This is a genomic window from Lactonifactor sp. BIOML-A5 (assembly GCF_009677585.1).
Taxonomy (GTDB): domain Bacteria; phylum Bacillota; class Clostridia; order Lachnospirales; family Lachnospiraceae; genus Lactonifactor.
The window spans coordinates 207,167-223,160 of the sequence record NZ_WKYV01000001.1 but is presented as its reverse complement, the minus strand read 5'-3'; the positions used below and the strand labels follow the sequence as shown (position 1 = coordinate 223,160).

The following is a 15,994-nucleotide window of genomic DNA, read 5'->3' as shown; positions in this document are numbered from 1 at the left end:
GTATGCCATTTGGGACAGGATATTATTGGGGCTTTGATCCTACGTATTTACTGATTATTATTGGACTTCTTATCTGTGTATGGGCATCGGCGAGTATGAACAGCACATTTGGCCGGTACAGCAGGATAGAGAACCGCAGCAGAATCACAGGAGCGGAAGCAGCACAGAGAATACTGCAGTATGCGGGGATTCATGACGTGCATATTGAGCGGACCGGGGGAAACCTTACCGATCACTATGATCCCAGAACAAAAGTACTGCGGCTGTCGGGAAGCGTATACGGCAGCACATCTGTGGCTGCTGTCTGTGTAGCCGCCCATGAATGCGGACATGCGGTACAGCATAACAGACAGTATCTTCCTCTGACGGTCAGGGGCGCTATTGTTCCTGTGGCAAATCTGGGCTCAGCCCTGTCCTGGCCGTTATTCTTTGCCGGTCTGATCTTTTCCGTACCATCATTGCTGACATTGGGGATTGTATTATTTACAGCAGCAGTGGCATTTCAGCTGGTGACCCTTCCGGTGGAGAGCAATGCCTCCAGAAGGGCCCTTGCAATGCTGCAGGAAACAGGAATTTTAAGAGAAGAGGAGTTAAGAGGCGGCAGAAAAGTTCTGAAGGCTGCAGCGCTGACATATGTAGCAGCACTCGCATCCTCCATATTACAGCTGCTGCGTTTGCTGATACTCGCAGGAGGAACAAGAAGGGATGATTAATAGTATTAATACCAGGGAACTGATCCTGGGAATCTTACTGCAAGTGAACAAAGAGGGGGAATACAGCCATATTGCAATCCGCAATACTCTGGGGAAATACCAGTATCTGTCAAAGCAGGACCGGTCTTTTATTACCAGAGTGTGTGAGGGAACTTTGGAATATCGGCTTAAAATAGATTATATCATTAATCAGTTTTCCAATGTCAAGGTGAATAAAATGAAGCCTGTCATCAGGGAGATACTCAGAAGCGGGGTCTATCAGCTGCTCTATATGGACAGCATTCCCGATTCCGCAGTATGCAACGAAGCTGTAAAGCTTGCCCAGAAAAAAGGATTTTACAGTCTGAAGGGGTTTGTGAACGGGGTACTTCGTACTATAGCCAGGGAGCGGGGGAAGCTTGCTTTTCCTCCAAAGGAGCACCACGTAGAATATCTCTCAGTTACCTACTCCATGCCGGTATGGCTGGTAGTCCGATGGCTGGATCAGCTGGGCTTTGAGACCACAGAAACTATACTGAAGGCATTTTTACAAGAACGTCCCACGGCCGTGCGCTGCCAGGAATATCTTAATTCTACGGAAGACACCATAGCCAGCCTGAGAAGCCAGGGGGTTAAAGTGGAGAAGGCTCCTTATATAAAAACCGCTTACTATATCTCTGAATATGATTATCTGCCGGCCCTTCATGCGTTTACCATGGGCAGAATACAGGTACAGGATGTCAGCTCTATGCTGGTAGGGGAGATAGCAGCCCCCAGCCCAGGGGACAGAATTCTGGATCTGTGTGCAGCCCCCGGCGGAAAGAGTCTCCATGTGGCAGATAAGATGAAGGGACAGGGCCATGTGGAAGCCAGGGATGTGAGCGAGTACAAAGTACAGTTGATGGAAGAAAATTTTCGCCGTGCAGATGCTGTAAATATAGAAGCTGTCTGCAGGGACGCATGCGTTTATGAGGAGGAGACTGCCGGCAGTGCAGACATAGTCTTGGCGGATGTCCCCTGCTCCGGACTGGGAGTCATCGGGAGAAAGACAGATATAAAATATAAGATGACACCTGAGAAGCAGGAACAGATCATCAAGCTTCAGAGGAAGATACTGGAAAATGCTGCTGCCTATGTCCGGCCGGGGGGAATCCTGATTTATAGTACCTGTACGATCGCAAGGGAGGAAAACCAGGACAACATACATTGGTTTGTCAATCATTATCCCTTTCAGCCGGAATCTCTGGATCCCTACTTATGTGAAGAGCTACATAGTGAGACTACCGGACAGGGATATCTTCAGCTGCTGCCCGGGGTTCATGAGAGTGATGGGTTCTTTATAGCCAGATTGAGAAGGGTGTAGGAGATGGAAGGATTAGATATTAAATCATTGACAGCTGAGGAACTGCAGAATGTAATGGCAGAACTTGGGGAAAAGCCTTTTCGGGGAAAGCAGCTGTACCAGTGGCTGCATGTAAAACTGGCGGACAGTTATGAAAGCATGACAAACCTGCCTCAGCATCTGAGACAGAGACTGGAGGAAGAATATCCATATACTTGTCTGAAACCCGTGGAAGTTCAAACATCAAAACAGGACGGAACACAGAAATACTTGTTTGCCCTTGGGGATGGAAATGTGATTGAGAGTGTGCTGATGAAGTATAAGCACGGAAATTCTGTCTGCATATCCTCTCAGGCGGGCTGCCGGATGGGCTGCCGGTTTTGTGCCTCAGGCATAGGAGGGCTGACCAGAAATCTGCTGCCGTCAGAGATGCTGGATCAGATTTACCAGATTCAGAAGTTATCCAAAGAACGTGTGTCTAATGTGGTTGTGATGGGAACAGGAGAGCCCCTGGATAATTATGACAACCTGGTGCGGTTTATCCGCATGCTCAGCGATGAAAAAGGGCTGAATATCAGCCAGAGAAATATTACAGTATCTACCTGCGGAATCGTACCCAGGATCCGGCAGCTGGCTGAAGAAAAACTTCAGATTACATTGGCTATTTCCCTTCATGCCTCCAATCAGGAAAAGCGGAGGGAGCTGATGCCTGTAGCCAATAAGTATGAACTTGGAGAATTGATGGATGCATGCAGAAGTTACTTTGAGAAATCAGGCCGCCGCCTGACCTTTGAGTACAGTTTGGTAGGAGGAAAAAACGACACGCCGGAAGACGCGGCAGAGCTTGCTGCACTCCTGAAAGGGCTGAATTGCCATGTGAATCTGATACCGGTAAATCCTGTCAAGGAGCGGGATTTCGTGCAGTCCGATAAAAAAGTTATAGTTAATTTTCAAAATAAACTTGAAAAATGCGGAATTAATGTTACTATTAGAAGAGAAATGGGCCGGGATATTGATGGAGCCTGTGGACAATTACGAAAGAAATATATCTTGATAGATAAGAAAGAAAGAGAGACGCAAGGATGAAAGTTTATTCTGTGACAGATGTAGGACAGAAGAGAAAAGTGAATCAGGACTATGTCTTTGCATCAGAGCAAGCTGTCGGTAACCTGCCCAATCTTTTTGTTGTTGCGGACGGGATGGGCGGACATAATGCGGGTGATTTTGCATCAAGTTTTGCCGTTCAGGTTTTGCTTGATACCGTCAAGGCAGATGCGGAGTATAATCCCATAAAGATTATTCGTAAGGCAATCGAAAATGCGAATCTTAAATTGCTGGAGCAGGCAGCTAAAAACGAGGGAATGTCCGGCATGGGTACAACTATGGTTGCGGTAACAGTAGTCGACCATTATGCTTATGTGGCAAATGTGGGTGACAGCCGTCTGTATGTCATGGATGACGGAATCCGTCAGATTACAAAGGACCACTCCCTGGTAGAGGAAATGGTGCGCATGGGTGAGATCAGCAGAGAGGATGCCAGAAATCATCCGGATAAGAATATAATAACAAGGGCGTTAGGGGCAAAAGAGGAAGTGGATATTGATTTTTTTGATATCAAGCTGCATCCGGACAGCATTATTTTGCTGTGTTCCGACGGCCTTACTAATATGGTAACAGATGATGTAATTGCGCAGATTGTAAAAGAAGCTCCCTCGCTGGAGATAGCAGGACAAAGTCTGATTCGTTTGGCGAATGAAAATGGTGGAAAGGACAATATTGCGGTGGTACTAGTAAAACCAGGTACAAAAGAGGTGGAAGTATGTTAAATGTGGGAATGATTATTGGAGAAAGATATGAGATTGCCGGCAGAATCGGATCCGGCGGTATGGCAGATGTATACAAGGCGAAAGATCATAAACTGAACCGCTTTGTAGCTGTAAAAGTATTAAAGGCTGAATTCCGGGAGGATATGACATTTATCCGGAAATTTCAGACAGAAGCCCAGGCGGCGGCAGGGCTGGCACATCCGAATATAGTAAATGTGTTTGATGTAGGGGAGGATAACGGCGTTTACTATATTGTTATGGAGCTTGTTGAAGGTATAACGCTGAAAGAGTACATCTCCAAGAAGGGTAAATTAAGTGTAAAAGAGGCAACCAGTATCGCTATTCAGGTATCTATGGGACTTGAAGCGGCGCACAACCATAACATTGTTCACAGAGATGTGAAGCCTCAGAATATTATTATTTCAACAGACGGAAAAGTAAAGGTAACGGACTTCGGGATCGCAAGGGCTGCATCCTCTAACACGATCAGTTCAAATGTTATGGGGTCTGTGCATTACAGCTCCCCGGAGCAGGTGCGGGGGGGATACAGTGACTCAAAAAGTGATATCTATTCCCTGGGCGTTACTATCTATGAGATGGTAACCGGAAAAGTACCGTTTGACGGAGATACTACAGTGGCGATTGCCATTAAGCATCTGCAGGAAGAAATCGTTCCTCCTTCAGAGTATAACTCTCAGCTGCCCCACAGCCTGGAGCAGATAATTCTCAAGTGTACGCAGAAAAGTGTTGACCGGCGCTACAACAGTATGGCTGAGGTAATTGCAGATCTGAAGCATTCACTGATAGACCCGGACGGGGACTTTGTGAATCTGGTTCCCCTCAGCAATCACGCGCAGACCGTGGTGATTTCCGGGGATGAGCTGAATGAGATTAAGAAGAACCGCTATGGTGACACCCAGCCCTCCTATCCCCCACAGGATGAGGAGTACGATGAGTATGAGGAGGATGAAGACGGTGATGATTACGACGATGACTACGACGACGGCAGAAAGGGCGGCATTAATACCCGCCTGGAGAAAGCTCTTACCATAGGCGGACTGATTGTCGGTGCCATCATTATCTGTATTTTAATCTATCTTATCGGTCAGGCAGCAGGGATTTTTACCTTCGGTTCGAAAAATAAAGAAAATAACAAACCAAAGGTTGAGGATACCTCAGACAAGAATGATGAGGATGCACAGGTTGAGGTTCCAAAACTGGTGGGAAAGACAGTGGAGGAAGCCCAGAAACTGGCTTCAGACAACTCTCTGGGAATTAAGAAGGCCGGCGAAGAGGCTTCTACGGAATATGAAGCAGGTGTGATTATAAAGCAGGAGATTGAGGCCGGTACAAAAGTTGATAAGAACACTATGATAAAATATACGGTAAGTACGGGCAGCGATGAGATTCGTGTGGCTGATGTTGTGGGAGAAACGCAGACAGATGCGGAAGCTACGCTCCAGGACCAGGGCTTTGAGACCAAGGTGGAGAAGGAGAAAAGTGATTCCGTGGATATCGGCAAGGTGATTTCCACAGACCCGGGAGCCGGAGAAAGTGCCAAAAAGGGCGACACCATTACCGTAAAAGTTAGCATCGGAAAGGGCGATAAATCAGTGAAGGTGCCCAATGTAGTGGGGCAGAAAGAGGCAGATGCCAAGGAAGCGCTGAATGAACTGGGGCTTGACGTGGTAGTGGAGAACGGTACCAGCAGCAGTGTGGACATCGGGGATGTCATGAAGCAGGATATCTCTGCGGGCCGTTCTGTGGAAGCCGGGACTACAATTACCATTACAGTAAACACCGGAAACAGTTCCGATAATGACTCTGATACCGATAAAAAGGATGACAACACCAGCACGAACACATCCGCCAGCGGAACATGGAAATGCGTTGGGCAGCAGATAGCTTCACCTCCGGGATACAAAGGCGGTGAGATTAAGATGGACCTGGCTCAGGAAGTGGATGGCGAGATTCAGGCAAAAACGATCCTTACGGATGAAAAGTTAAAGTTCCCGTATTCCTTAAAGAATGTTGAGGGTGAGCCGGGAGTTACAACTGGTACTATATATGTCTATGAGAAAGTAGATGGTGAGTACACGATGCTGGGGGCATATAAAAATCTGAAGTTTGAACAGGTAGATTAATACATGCAGGGAAAGATAGTGAAAGGAATTGCCGGATTCTACTACATTCATGTAGCAGAATCCGGGATTTACGAATGCAAGGCAAAGGGAATATTCCGAAAAGAAAAGAAAAAGCCGCTGGTAGGCGACGATGTAATCATAGAGGTCCTTGATGAGGAGAACAGAGTAGGTAATCTGGTGGAGATACTTCCCAGAAGAAATGAACTGATACGGCCAGCCGTTGCCAATGTTGATCAGGCAATGGTGATATTTGCCGCCCAGGAGCCGAAACCGAACTTCTCATTGCTGGACCGCTTTTTGATTTCCATGGAAAAGCAGGGCATCCCCACAAAAATCTGCATCAACAAGAAGGACCTGGTTACAGGGGAGGAACTGGAGCTGCTTATCAGTGAATATAAGAAGTGCGGATATGAGGTTTTCACCACCAGTGCGGAGCAGGAAGAGGGGGTGGAGCAGATGAGTGCGCTTCTGAAAGGAAAGACTACGGTGGTGGCCGGACCTTCGGGGGTGGGGAAATCTTCTCTGACCAATCTTGTTCAGCATGGGGTTGAGATGGAGACAGGAGCTATCAGCCAGAAGCTGGGACGGGGAAAGCATACCACCCGGCACTCGCAGCTGATACAGATAGACGAGGGCACTTACATCATGGATACCCCCGGATTCAGTTCACTCTATGTTGCGGACATGGAAAAGGAAGAACTGAAGGACTATTTTATAGAGTTTGCTCCCTATGAGGGGGCCTGCCGGTTCCAGGGGTGTTCTCATACCCATGAACCGGGATGTGCAGTAAAAGAAGCCCTGGATAAGGGGGAACTCAGCAGAATCCGCTATGCGAATTATGTAGAATTTTATGAGGAACTAAAAGACAAGAGGAGGTATTGAGGTATGAAATATGAGTTATCACCATCTATATTAGCTGCAGACTTTAACCGTCTGGGAGAGCAGATTAAGAAAGTAGAGGAGGCAGGAACCAGATGGCTTCATTTTGATGTTATGGACGGGATCTTTGTGCCCAGCATTTCCTTCGGCATGCCTGTCTTGGCCTCACTGAAAAAAGAAACCTCTTTATTTATGGACGTGCATCTGATGATTACAGATCCGGGAAGATATGTAGATACGTTTATGAATAATGGGGCTGATATGCTTACCGTCCATGCGGAGGCGTGCACCCACCTGGACCGCACCATAGCGCAGATCAAGGAGGCCGGATGCAGGGCCGGGGTGGCTTTGAACCCGGCAACTCCTGTCTCGGTGCTGGAGCATGTGCTGGATACAGTAGATATGGTGCTGATTATGACTGTGAATCCCGGATTCGGGGGACAGAAGTACATACCATACTGCACCCGTAAGGTTGCTGTGTTGAGAAATGAGTTTGACAGAAGAGGACTGGATACGGATATTCAGGTTGACGGGGGAATTACCACCGATACATTGCCTGAAGTTCTCAAAGCGGGTGCAAATATTTTTGTAGCAGGCTCTGCTGTTTTTAAAGGAGATATTACAAAGAATGCAAAAGAGCTGCTGGAACTTATGGAGCATGAGGCCTGAATATGAAGACGTTGATGATTAGCGGCGGCTCTCTGGATGAGAAGTTTGCCCTGAACTTTATTGCAGAGATGAGGCCGGATTATATACTGGGCATTGACAGGGGGCTGAATTTCTGCTATCAGCATGAGATACTTCCTTCCTATATAATGGGAGATTTTGACAGCATTGATTCCCGAGTGATGGAGTATTACATGAATAACCCCGGGATTCCAGTGGAGCGGTTTCAGCCGGAAAAGGATGCCACAGACACACAGATAGGAATTGAAAAGGCAATTGAATTAAAAAGTACAGGCATATGGATCCTGGGGGCAACAGGCGGGCGTATGGATCATTTCTGGGGAAATGTACAGTGCCTGGCGTTGGCCCACCAGGCCGGTATACCGGCAGTCATTGTGGATCCCCAGAATTATATTACGCTTCTGGGGAAAGAGACCATGCTGGAGAAATCCAGACAATTTGGAACCTATGTTTCCTTTTTTCCTCTGGGGGATGCGGTAGAGGGACTGACATTGGAGGGATTCAAATATCCCCTGACTGACCATTATCTGAAAAACAGCGATGGTCTGGGGGTAAGCAACGAGATTGCAGAGGATACAGCGATCGTAAAATACCGACAGGGAATGCTGCTTATGATGATGTCGAAGGATAGAGAAGCATAAAGGGCCGATGCGAAAATTGTCGATAAAAAAATGAGAAATGTCGAGTGATAGGGTGGGTCAAGGTCTTGATTCGCCTTATTATGTGTGTTAGAATTTACCATAAGCAATAAAAAGCGGCTGCTTATAACATAGAAGAAAAGAGGATTTAACATATGAAATTAGGAATTGTAGGACTTCCCAATGTGGGGAAGAGTACCTTATTTAATTCCCTGACCAAAGCAGGGGCGGAGTCTGCTAATTATCCGTTCTGCACCATTGATCCCAATGTGGGAGTAGTACCGGTGCCGGATGAGCGTCTGCAGCTTTTGGGTGATTTTTATCATTCTAAAAAAGTGACTCCGGCAGTCATAGAGTTTGTTGATATTGCAGGACTTGTAAAGGGAGCTTCCAAAGGGGAGGGATTGGGAAACCAGTTTCTGGCAAATATCCGGGAGGTTGATGCCATTGTTCATGTAGTACGCTGCTTTGAAGACAGCAATGTGGTCCATGTTGACGGGAGTATAGATCCTCTCAGAGATATAGAAACGATCAATCTGGAACTGATCTTTTCAGATATTGAAATATTGGAGAGGCGGATTGCCAAAACATCAAAATCTGCCAGAAACGATAAAGAGGCAGCCAAAGAGCTGGAACTTCTTCAAAAACTGAAAGCCCATCTGGAAGATGGGAAGCCTGCCTCTGTCTTTGCGTGCGGGACGGAAGACGAAGAAGAGTATATAGCTAATTATAACCTTCTGACAGGTAAGCCAGTGATCTATGCGGCTAATGTAGCGGAAGAGGATCTGGCAGACGACGGGTCTTCCAACAGTCTGGTTGAAAAAGTCAGGGAGTACGCAGGGGAACAGGGCAGCGAGGTCTTTGTGATCTGTGCGCAGATCGAACAGGAGATTGCGGAGCTTGACGAAGAAGAGAAAAAAATGTTTTTGGAGGATTTGGGTATTAAGCAATCCGGCCTGGAAAAGTTAATACAGGCAAGCTATCGGCTGTTGGGACTTATCAGTTATCTGACATCGGGAGAAGATGAGACCAGAGCATGGACAATCAAAGTAGGTACAAAGGCGCCACAGGCGGCCGGAAAAATCCACACGGATTTTGAGAGAGGATTTATTAAGGCAGAGGTGGTGAACTTTCAGGATCTTCTGGACTGTGGTTCTTATGCAGGGGCCAGGGAAAAAGGGCTGGTGCGTATGGAAGGAAAGGACTACGTGGTAAAGGACGGAGATGTGATTTTATTCCGATTTAATGTATAAGAACTGAAAAAAAAGAGACTACTACTATGTAGATAATCAAACTTGGGAGATAGGCAAATATGGCATGTGGGGACTCTGGTTATCCTGAACGGGAAAATGATGGATAAATACAAAGGAGATTGATGCATATGACAAGATTGGAACGATTGAGACACGAGATAGAAGCTGCGAGACAGGCCATGGATGAAAAGATAGGGAATAATTTCAAGCTGGAAGAAGTTTACAGAGACAGTGTTAAACTGGATGTACTAATTGAGGAGTATATGGCAGAGGCAGAGGCGTCGGCATAATATAGTAGGCGCTTTCAGTGCTCTCTACCAGATATAGTAAAAAAGAAAAAAGCAGGACATATCATCTGATTTGCAGGTGATTTGTCCTGCTTTTTTTCTGTGAAAGATTTATGAAAAAACATATGTTCCCCTTGTTTTTTAGGGGTGATTAGTATAAAATGGGTACATAAGTGGTAGAAAGTGGTGAAAAGTGGTGGCAAGTGGATGATAAGTGGCAGAGCATTCACAGGTTGCCGCGGGAAGTGCAAAGGGGAGACTTGCAGTTCCACGAAAGAAGGTGACATTCATGTTCATGGGAGAGTATAGTCATACAATCGACGCGAAGGGGCGATTGATCATTCCGTCAAAATTCAGAGAACAATTAGGGGAAGAGTTCATTTTGACGAAAGGTTTAGATGGTTGTCTGTCTATATTTCCACAGGATGAATGGAAAGTTTTCGAGGAAAAATTAAAAGCCTTACCACTTACGAATAAAAATGCAAGAACCTTCTCACGTTTCTTTGTCTCCAGTGCTACTTCATGCGAATTGGACAAGCAGGGGAGAATTCTCGTTCCATCTACACTGCGGGAATTCGCTGGTCTGGAAAAGGATGTTGTGCTGACTGGAAATATTACCAGAATAGAAATATGGAGCAAAGAGAAGTGGATAGAAAACAGCAGTTTTGATGACATGGATGCCATTGCAGAAGGGATGCAGGACATGGGAATTGTCATCTGACGGCTGTAAAACGGACACAGGAGATTAGAATGGAATTTAAACATCAATCTGTATTACTGGAGGAGACCATTACAGGCTTACGGGTAAAGCCGGATGGTATTTATGTGGACGGTACACTGGGAGGAGGCGGTCATGCCTTAGAGGTATGTAAGTTGTTATCTGCCAAGGGGAGACTGATAGGCATAGATCAAGACGATGCTGCAATCATGGCTGCGGGTGAACGTTTAGGGGATTACCAAGATCAGGTGACGCTCATTCGCAGCAATTATTGCAATATGAAAGCAGAGCTTGGCAAGTTGGGAATCTCATCTGTGGATGGGATTATATTAGATTTAGGGGTTTCATCCTATCAATTAGACACTGCAGAAAGGGGATTTACCTACAGGGAAGATGCCCCTTTGGATATGCGTATGGACCAAAGAGGGGACCGTACGGCAAGGGATATTGTTAATACTTACAGAGAAAACGAACTGTATCGGATTATACGCGATTACGGTGAAGATAAATTTGCAAAAAACATTGCAAAACATATTGTCCTGGCAAGGGAGGAGCATCCCATCGAGACGACTGGGGAGTTGATCGAGGTGATTAAAAGAGCGATTCCTATGAAAATAAGGGCAGTAGGCGGACACCCGGCTAAGAAGACGTTTCAGGCAATTCGGATTGAGCTGAACCATGAACTGGATGTATTGAGAGATTCGCTGGATGATATGATTGATATGCTGAACGACGAGGGGCGTATCTGCATCATCACCTTTCATTCACTGGAAGACAGGATTGTTAAAACCATCTTCAGGAAAAATGAGAATCCCTGTACGTGTCCCAGTAATTTCCCGGTATGTGTATGCGGGAAAAAGCCCAAGGGAAGAATTATCACGAAAAAGCCAATAGTACCAGGGGAGGAGGAGCTGGCACGGAACAGCCGTGCAAAAAGCTCCAAGCTAAGGGTTTTTGAACGGCGTCTTACGTAAGCCAAAGTAAGGAGTAAAGTATGGCTAGTGGAGGCAATCGAAGGGTAAATCAAAGATCGGTGAGTACGAGAAATTCAGGGAATACCAGGTATTCTTATATAGAAGGAAATACAGTAAGAAGTGTGCAGACAGCGCCTAAAAGGCAGGAACGTCCGGTAAGGGGAAACCGGGAGGTCAGCCACAGGGCGCGGAGAAACCGTGCGAAAGCACTGCAGGTAAATAAAGGTTATATTGTGTTTTTGGCACTGGTATGTACTGCTACTTTATTTGCGTGCGTGCAATTCCTTCAACTGAAGGCAGTGATTACTGCACAGACAAAGGAAGTGGCATCATTAGAGACACAGCTGAGTCAGCTGAAAGCGGATAATGATGCTTTTTACAGCGAGACACTTGCATCTGTAGATTTGGACCATATTCGGGAGGTGGCGATTAATAAACTGGGGATGGGTTACGCCCAGGAAGACCAGATTATTCGTTACAGCACCAAGGGAAGCAGTTATGTAAGACAGTATAGAGATGTACCGGATGCAAAGTAGGTGAGTAAATTGGAACGCAGGAAGAAACAGAAAAGAAAATTGAGTGGAACCATGAGAAAAAAGCTGGCAGGACTGTTTATTTTGGTTCTGCTGGCTTTAGTAGGTTTAACATTAAGAATAACCTATATTAACGCCAAAAGCGGAGATAAGTATAAAAAGCAAGTTTTAATACAGTCCCAGCAGCAATATGACAGCAGGACCATTCCCTTTAAAAGAGGGGATATTACGGACAGAAACGGGACAGTGCTTGCAACCAGCAGTAAGGTTTATAATGTAATTTTGGACTGTAAAGTAGTCAATTCAAATAAGGATTACGTAGAGCCAACGGTTAAGGCCCTTACGGAACAGCTGGGGCTGGACGAGGATACCATACGCGGGCTTCTTACCAATGAACAGACAAAGAACAGCCAGTATCAGATTCTGAAAAAAGAAATCTCCATGGATGAAAAAAAAGCTTTTGAAGCGTATACGGCTGTGCCTGAAGACAGCAAACTCTCGGAAGAAGAGAGGCTGGAGAAGAAAAATGTACAGGGCGTGTGGTTTGAGGAGGATTATCTGAGAAAGTATCCCATGAATGCCCTGGCATGTGATACACTGGGATTTACATTTGCTGGTAATGTGGCAGATTGGGGAATAGAAGGGTATTATAACTCGACCCTCAATGGAGTGGATGGGAGAAAATATGGATATTTTAATCAGGACTCTGATTTGGAACAGACTATTATTGATCCGGTAAATGGAAACAGTGTGGTTTCCACTTTGGACGTCAATATACAGCAGGTAATTGAGAAGTATATCAGTGCATTTGACACAGCGATGTCAAAAGAAAACTTCAAAAAAGAAGATAAAAAAGAAGATGAGGAGGAAGACTCCTCCAAGGCAAAAAAGATAACAAAAGGGGCTGCCAATATAGGAGTAATTGTTGCAAATCCCAATACAGGGGAGATCCTGGGTATGGCAAGCTCAGATCCTTATGACCTGAATAATCCCAGGGATCTCACGGGAATTTATACAGAGGAAGAGATCAAGAGAATGAATGATGAGACTCAGCTGGACGCTCTGAATGCCATGTGGCAGAATTACTGTGTGACAGAGGCCTATGAACCGGGCTCTACTGTCAAACCAGTCATCGTGGCATCTGCTCTGGAGGCAGGTGCTATCACAGAGAACGACACTTTTGTGTGCGACGGCGGGCAGCAGGTAGCGGATCGGTTTATTAAGTGCTCGATTTATCCGGACGCACATGGTACACAGTCTCTGGGAGAGGTAATACAAAATTCCTGCAATGACGGTCTGATGGCCATCGGAAAAAAGATGGGAGCGGAAACCTTTCTGCGATATCAGAAGACATTTAACTTCGGAAGCAGAACCGGGATAGATCTGCCGGGAGAAGGTACAGGTATCCTCCATACCAAAGATACCTTGAACGCCGTTGAACTGGCTACTAGTTCTTTTGGTCAGGGATTTACCTGTACCATGGTTCAGGAACTGGCAGCATTATCTTCTGTAATCAATGGAGGAACCTATTATCAGCCTCATGTAGTAAACCGGATAGTAGATGATAAGGGAAAAACGGTAAAAACCATAGAGCCTACCGTCTTGAAGCAGACCATTTCACCTGATATTTCTGCAGAAATCCGGGATTATATGGGGATGAGTGTAAAGTCTGGTACCAGTAAAACATCAAAGGTACAGGGCTATTCCATGGGCGGTAAGACAGGAACAGCACAGAAGATTCCCAGGGGCAGCGGAAAGTACCTGGTATCCTTTATCGGATTTGCTCCGCTGGATGATCCCCAGGTAGTTATCTACGTAGTAGTTGACGAGCCAAATGCAGAGCGTCAGGACAACAGCAAGTACCCACAGTACATTGCTCAGGCAGTGCTTTCGGAAATTCTGCCGTATATGGATATCTTCCCCGATGAAGATACCAGCCAGGCTACCGTGCTCTGGGAGGGCTTTACAGGAGTGAAAAAGCAAAATGATGTGGGAGCTGAGGATCAGGAGGAGGATGATGGAGACGCACAGGAGAGCGATATCTCCGGAGACGGAATCGAGGATGAAAATGTACCGGATCCCCCGGAGAACCAGGAGAGTGAGGATGAGGTAGAACCGAATAATCAGGAATCAGATGGGATTACCAATGAAGAGGCCGGATTATCCGAATAATAAAAAGGGGACGTGTTCTTTTTAAAAGGAACACGTCCCAAATTCATTTAGGGGTGTCCCCAACGGAATAACTGGAACTTTTTCTCCATAGATTGTAGGGATAAGGTTTGGACGGTAGGGCGAGTTGAAGAAGAATAGAACCTATCATAAGAAGAAAACAGTGATTGTGTTTGCTGCCTGTATCTGTATGCTTTTGGGTCTGGTGGGCAGGATGGTGTATTTGATGGTATTTCAGTCAGATTATTATGCGAAAAAGGCAGAAGAGCTGCATGAGAGGGAGAGGGATATTAAAGCGGCCAGAGGCAAGATCATAGATGCCAATGGCACAGTACTTGCTGCAAACAAGACGGTTTGTACAATATCTGTCATCCATAGCCAAATTACAGACAAGGATGCTGTAATTGCCATGCTTCAAAAAGAACTGGGACTGGATGAAGAGACAGCACGAAAAAGAGTTGAAAAGGTTTCCTCTATTGAACGGGTAAAAACAAATGTGGAAAAGGAAGTGGGAGACAGAATTCGAAATTATGGGTTGGATGGTGTGAAGGTTGATGAGGATTTTAAACGCTATTATCCCTATGATACTCTGGCTTCAAAGGTACTGGGCTTTACAGGGGGAGATAATCAGGGGATTATAGGCCTGGAGGTTATGTATGAGGACGTTCTTAAGGGAATAGACGGAAAGATTCTGACGACGACAGATGCCAGAGGGGTAGAACTGGATGAAATCGGGGAGAGCCGGGTGGACCCTGTGTCTGGATACAATCTCCATATCAGCCTGGACAGAAATGTTCAGATGTACGCAGAGCAGGCAGCGAAAAAGGTTATGGAGCAGAAGCAGGCGGACGCTGTATCAATCCTGCTTATGAATCCCCAGAACGGTGAGATACTGGCAATGGTCAATACACCGGAATTTGATTTGAACGAGCCCTTCAAATTGAATACGTCGGAAGACACCTCAGGGATGACGGATAAAGAAAAACAAGATGCCTGGAATGGTATGTGGCGGAACCTGTGCATAAACGATACCTATGAACCGGGCTCTACGTTTAAGATAATTACTGCGGCAGCAGGCCTGGAAGAAGGAGTAGTAACCCTCAATGACACCTTTTCCTGCCCAGGATATAAGGTGGTGGAGGATCGGCGGATCCACTGCCATAAACGGACCGGCCACGGCGGTGAGACATTTCTTCAGGGGGCTATGAATTCCTGCAACCCTGTATTTATTGAAGTGGGACTCCGTCTGGGTGTGGATAATTATTATAAGTATTTTAAACAGTTTGGGCTGATGGAGAAGACCGGTATCGATCTTCCCGGTGAGGCTGCCACTATTATGCACCAGAAGAAGAATGTAGGGCAGGTAGAGCTTGCCACCATATCCTTCGGACAGTCTTTCCAGATAACACCCATACAGCTGGCAACCACAGTAAGCTCCATCATCAATGGAGGGACCAGGGTGACACCTCATTTTGGAGTTGAGGTAAGGGACGATGACGGCAAGCTGATCGAGACACTTGCCTATGAAAAAAAGAAACATATCGTATCCCAGGAAACCTCTGAGACCATGCAGTATATTCTGGAAAATGTAGTATCCGGAGGTTCCGGGAAGAATGCTTACATCGAGGGCAGAACCATCGGAGGGAAGACTGCCACCTCCCAGACGCTTCCCAGAAGCGCAAACCGTTATATCTCATCATTTTTGGGATTTACTCCAACAGATAATCCCCAGGTGCTGGGCTTAATCGTTATTCATGATCCCCAGGGAGTATATTATGGAGGGACAATAGCGGCGCCTGTAATGAAAGAAATCTTCGAGAATATTCTCCCGTATCTTGGGGTTGAAGGTTGA

At 46.1% G+C, this 15,994-nt stretch carries 15 protein-coding genes; all 15 read left to right on the top strand.

Going from position 1 to position 15,994, the window contains the following annotated elements; translation table 11 throughout:
• Positions 1-2 precede the first annotated feature (2 nt).
• The 15 genes from GKG41_RS00970 to GKG41_RS00900 all read left to right on the top strand — a co-directional run bounded on the left by GKG41_RS00970 (position 3) and on the right by GKG41_RS00900 (position 15,994).
• Positions 3-713, top strand: a complete 711-nt coding sequence (locus GKG41_RS00970; protein WP_154256394.1) for a zinc metallopeptidase — start codon at positions 3-5, stop codon at positions 711-713.
• Entirely contained in the window at positions 706-2,055 is a 1,350-nt protein-coding gene (rsmB, locus tag GKG41_RS00965; RefSeq protein WP_072848284.1) for a 16S rRNA (cytosine(967)-C(5))-methyltransferase RsmB, read from the top strand. Before GKG41_RS00970 ends, rsmB begins: the two co-directional genes overlap by 8 nt.
• 3 nt (positions 2,056-2,058) lie before the next feature.
• Positions 2,059-3,120 (top strand): 23S rRNA (adenine(2503)-C(2))-methyltransferase RlmN, encoded by a 1,062-nt coding sequence (gene rlmN / locus GKG41_RS00960; RefSeq protein ID WP_072848283.1) that lies wholly within the window; start codon positions 2,059-2,061, stop codon positions 3,118-3,120.
• On the top strand, positions 3,117-3,860 hold the full coding sequence (locus tag GKG41_RS00955) for a Stp1/IreP family PP2C-type Ser/Thr phosphatase (protein WP_154256392.1): 744 nt from the start codon (positions 3,117-3,119) through the stop codon (positions 3,858-3,860). Before rlmN ends, GKG41_RS00955 begins: the two co-directional genes overlap by 4 nt.
• Entirely contained in the window at positions 3,854-6,004 is a 2,151-nt protein-coding gene (gene pknB / locus GKG41_RS00950; RefSeq protein WP_154256390.1) for a Stk1 family PASTA domain-containing Ser/Thr kinase, read from the top strand. Before GKG41_RS00955 ends, pknB begins: the two co-directional genes overlap by 7 nt.
• Before the next feature lie 3 nt (positions 6,005-6,007).
• Positions 6,008-6,886, top strand: a complete 879-nt coding sequence (gene rsgA / locus GKG41_RS00945) for a ribosome small subunit-dependent GTPase A (RefSeq protein WP_072848280.1) — start codon at positions 6,008-6,010, stop codon at positions 6,884-6,886.
• A 3-nt stretch (positions 6,887-6,889) separates the two neighbouring features.
• On the top strand, positions 6,890-7,552 hold the full coding sequence (rpe, locus tag GKG41_RS00940) for a ribulose-phosphate 3-epimerase (RefSeq protein WP_072848279.1): 663 nt from the start codon (positions 6,890-6,892) through the stop codon (positions 7,550-7,552).
• A 2-nt stretch (positions 7,553-7,554) separates the two neighbouring features.
• Positions 7,555-8,211: a thiamine diphosphokinase gene (locus GKG41_RS00935; RefSeq protein WP_084067532.1), complete on the top strand. Its 657-nt coding sequence runs from the start codon at positions 7,555-7,557 to the stop codon at positions 8,209-8,211.
• A 152-nt stretch (positions 8,212-8,363) separates the two neighbouring features.
• Complete coding sequence (gene ychF, locus GKG41_RS00930) at positions 8,364-9,461, top strand: redox-regulated ATPase YchF (protein ID WP_072848277.1); 1,098 nt, start codon at positions 8,364-8,366, stop codon at positions 9,459-9,461.
• Positions 9,462-9,589: 128 nt separating this feature from the next.
• A complete protein-coding gene (locus GKG41_RS00925; RefSeq protein ID WP_158640960.1) occupies positions 9,590-9,751 on the top strand; it encodes an aspartyl-phosphate phosphatase Spo0E family protein in 162 nt (53 codons plus the stop codon).
• Between the two features lie 286 nt (positions 9,752-10,037).
• Positions 10,038-10,469 carry a division/cell wall cluster transcriptional repressor MraZ gene (gene mraZ / locus GKG41_RS00920; protein WP_072848275.1) on the top strand — a complete coding sequence of 144 codons (432 nt, stop codon included), beginning with the start codon at positions 10,038-10,040 and terminating at the stop codon, positions 10,467-10,469.
• Positions 10,470-10,498: 29 nt separating this feature from the next.
• Complete coding sequence (gene rsmH, locus GKG41_RS00915; protein ID WP_072848274.1) at positions 10,499-11,440, top strand: 16S rRNA (cytosine(1402)-N(4))-methyltransferase RsmH; 942 nt, start codon at positions 10,499-10,501, stop codon at positions 11,438-11,440.
• Between the two features lie 20 nt (positions 11,441-11,460).
• Positions 11,461-11,976 (top strand): hypothetical protein, encoded by a 516-nt coding sequence (locus GKG41_RS00910; protein WP_154256388.1) that lies wholly within the window; start codon positions 11,461-11,463, stop codon positions 11,974-11,976.
• The gene (locus GKG41_RS00905; RefSeq protein WP_347563274.1) at positions 11,977-14,145 is read left to right on the top strand and encodes a penicillin-binding transpeptidase domain-containing protein; all 2,169 of its coding nucleotides are present in this window, start codon (positions 11,977-11,979) and stop codon (positions 14,143-14,145) included.
• Between the two features lie 187 nt (positions 14,146-14,332).
• Complete coding sequence (locus GKG41_RS00900) at positions 14,333-15,994, top strand: penicillin-binding transpeptidase domain-containing protein (RefSeq protein WP_341443332.1); 1,662 nt, start codon at positions 14,333-14,335, stop codon at positions 15,992-15,994.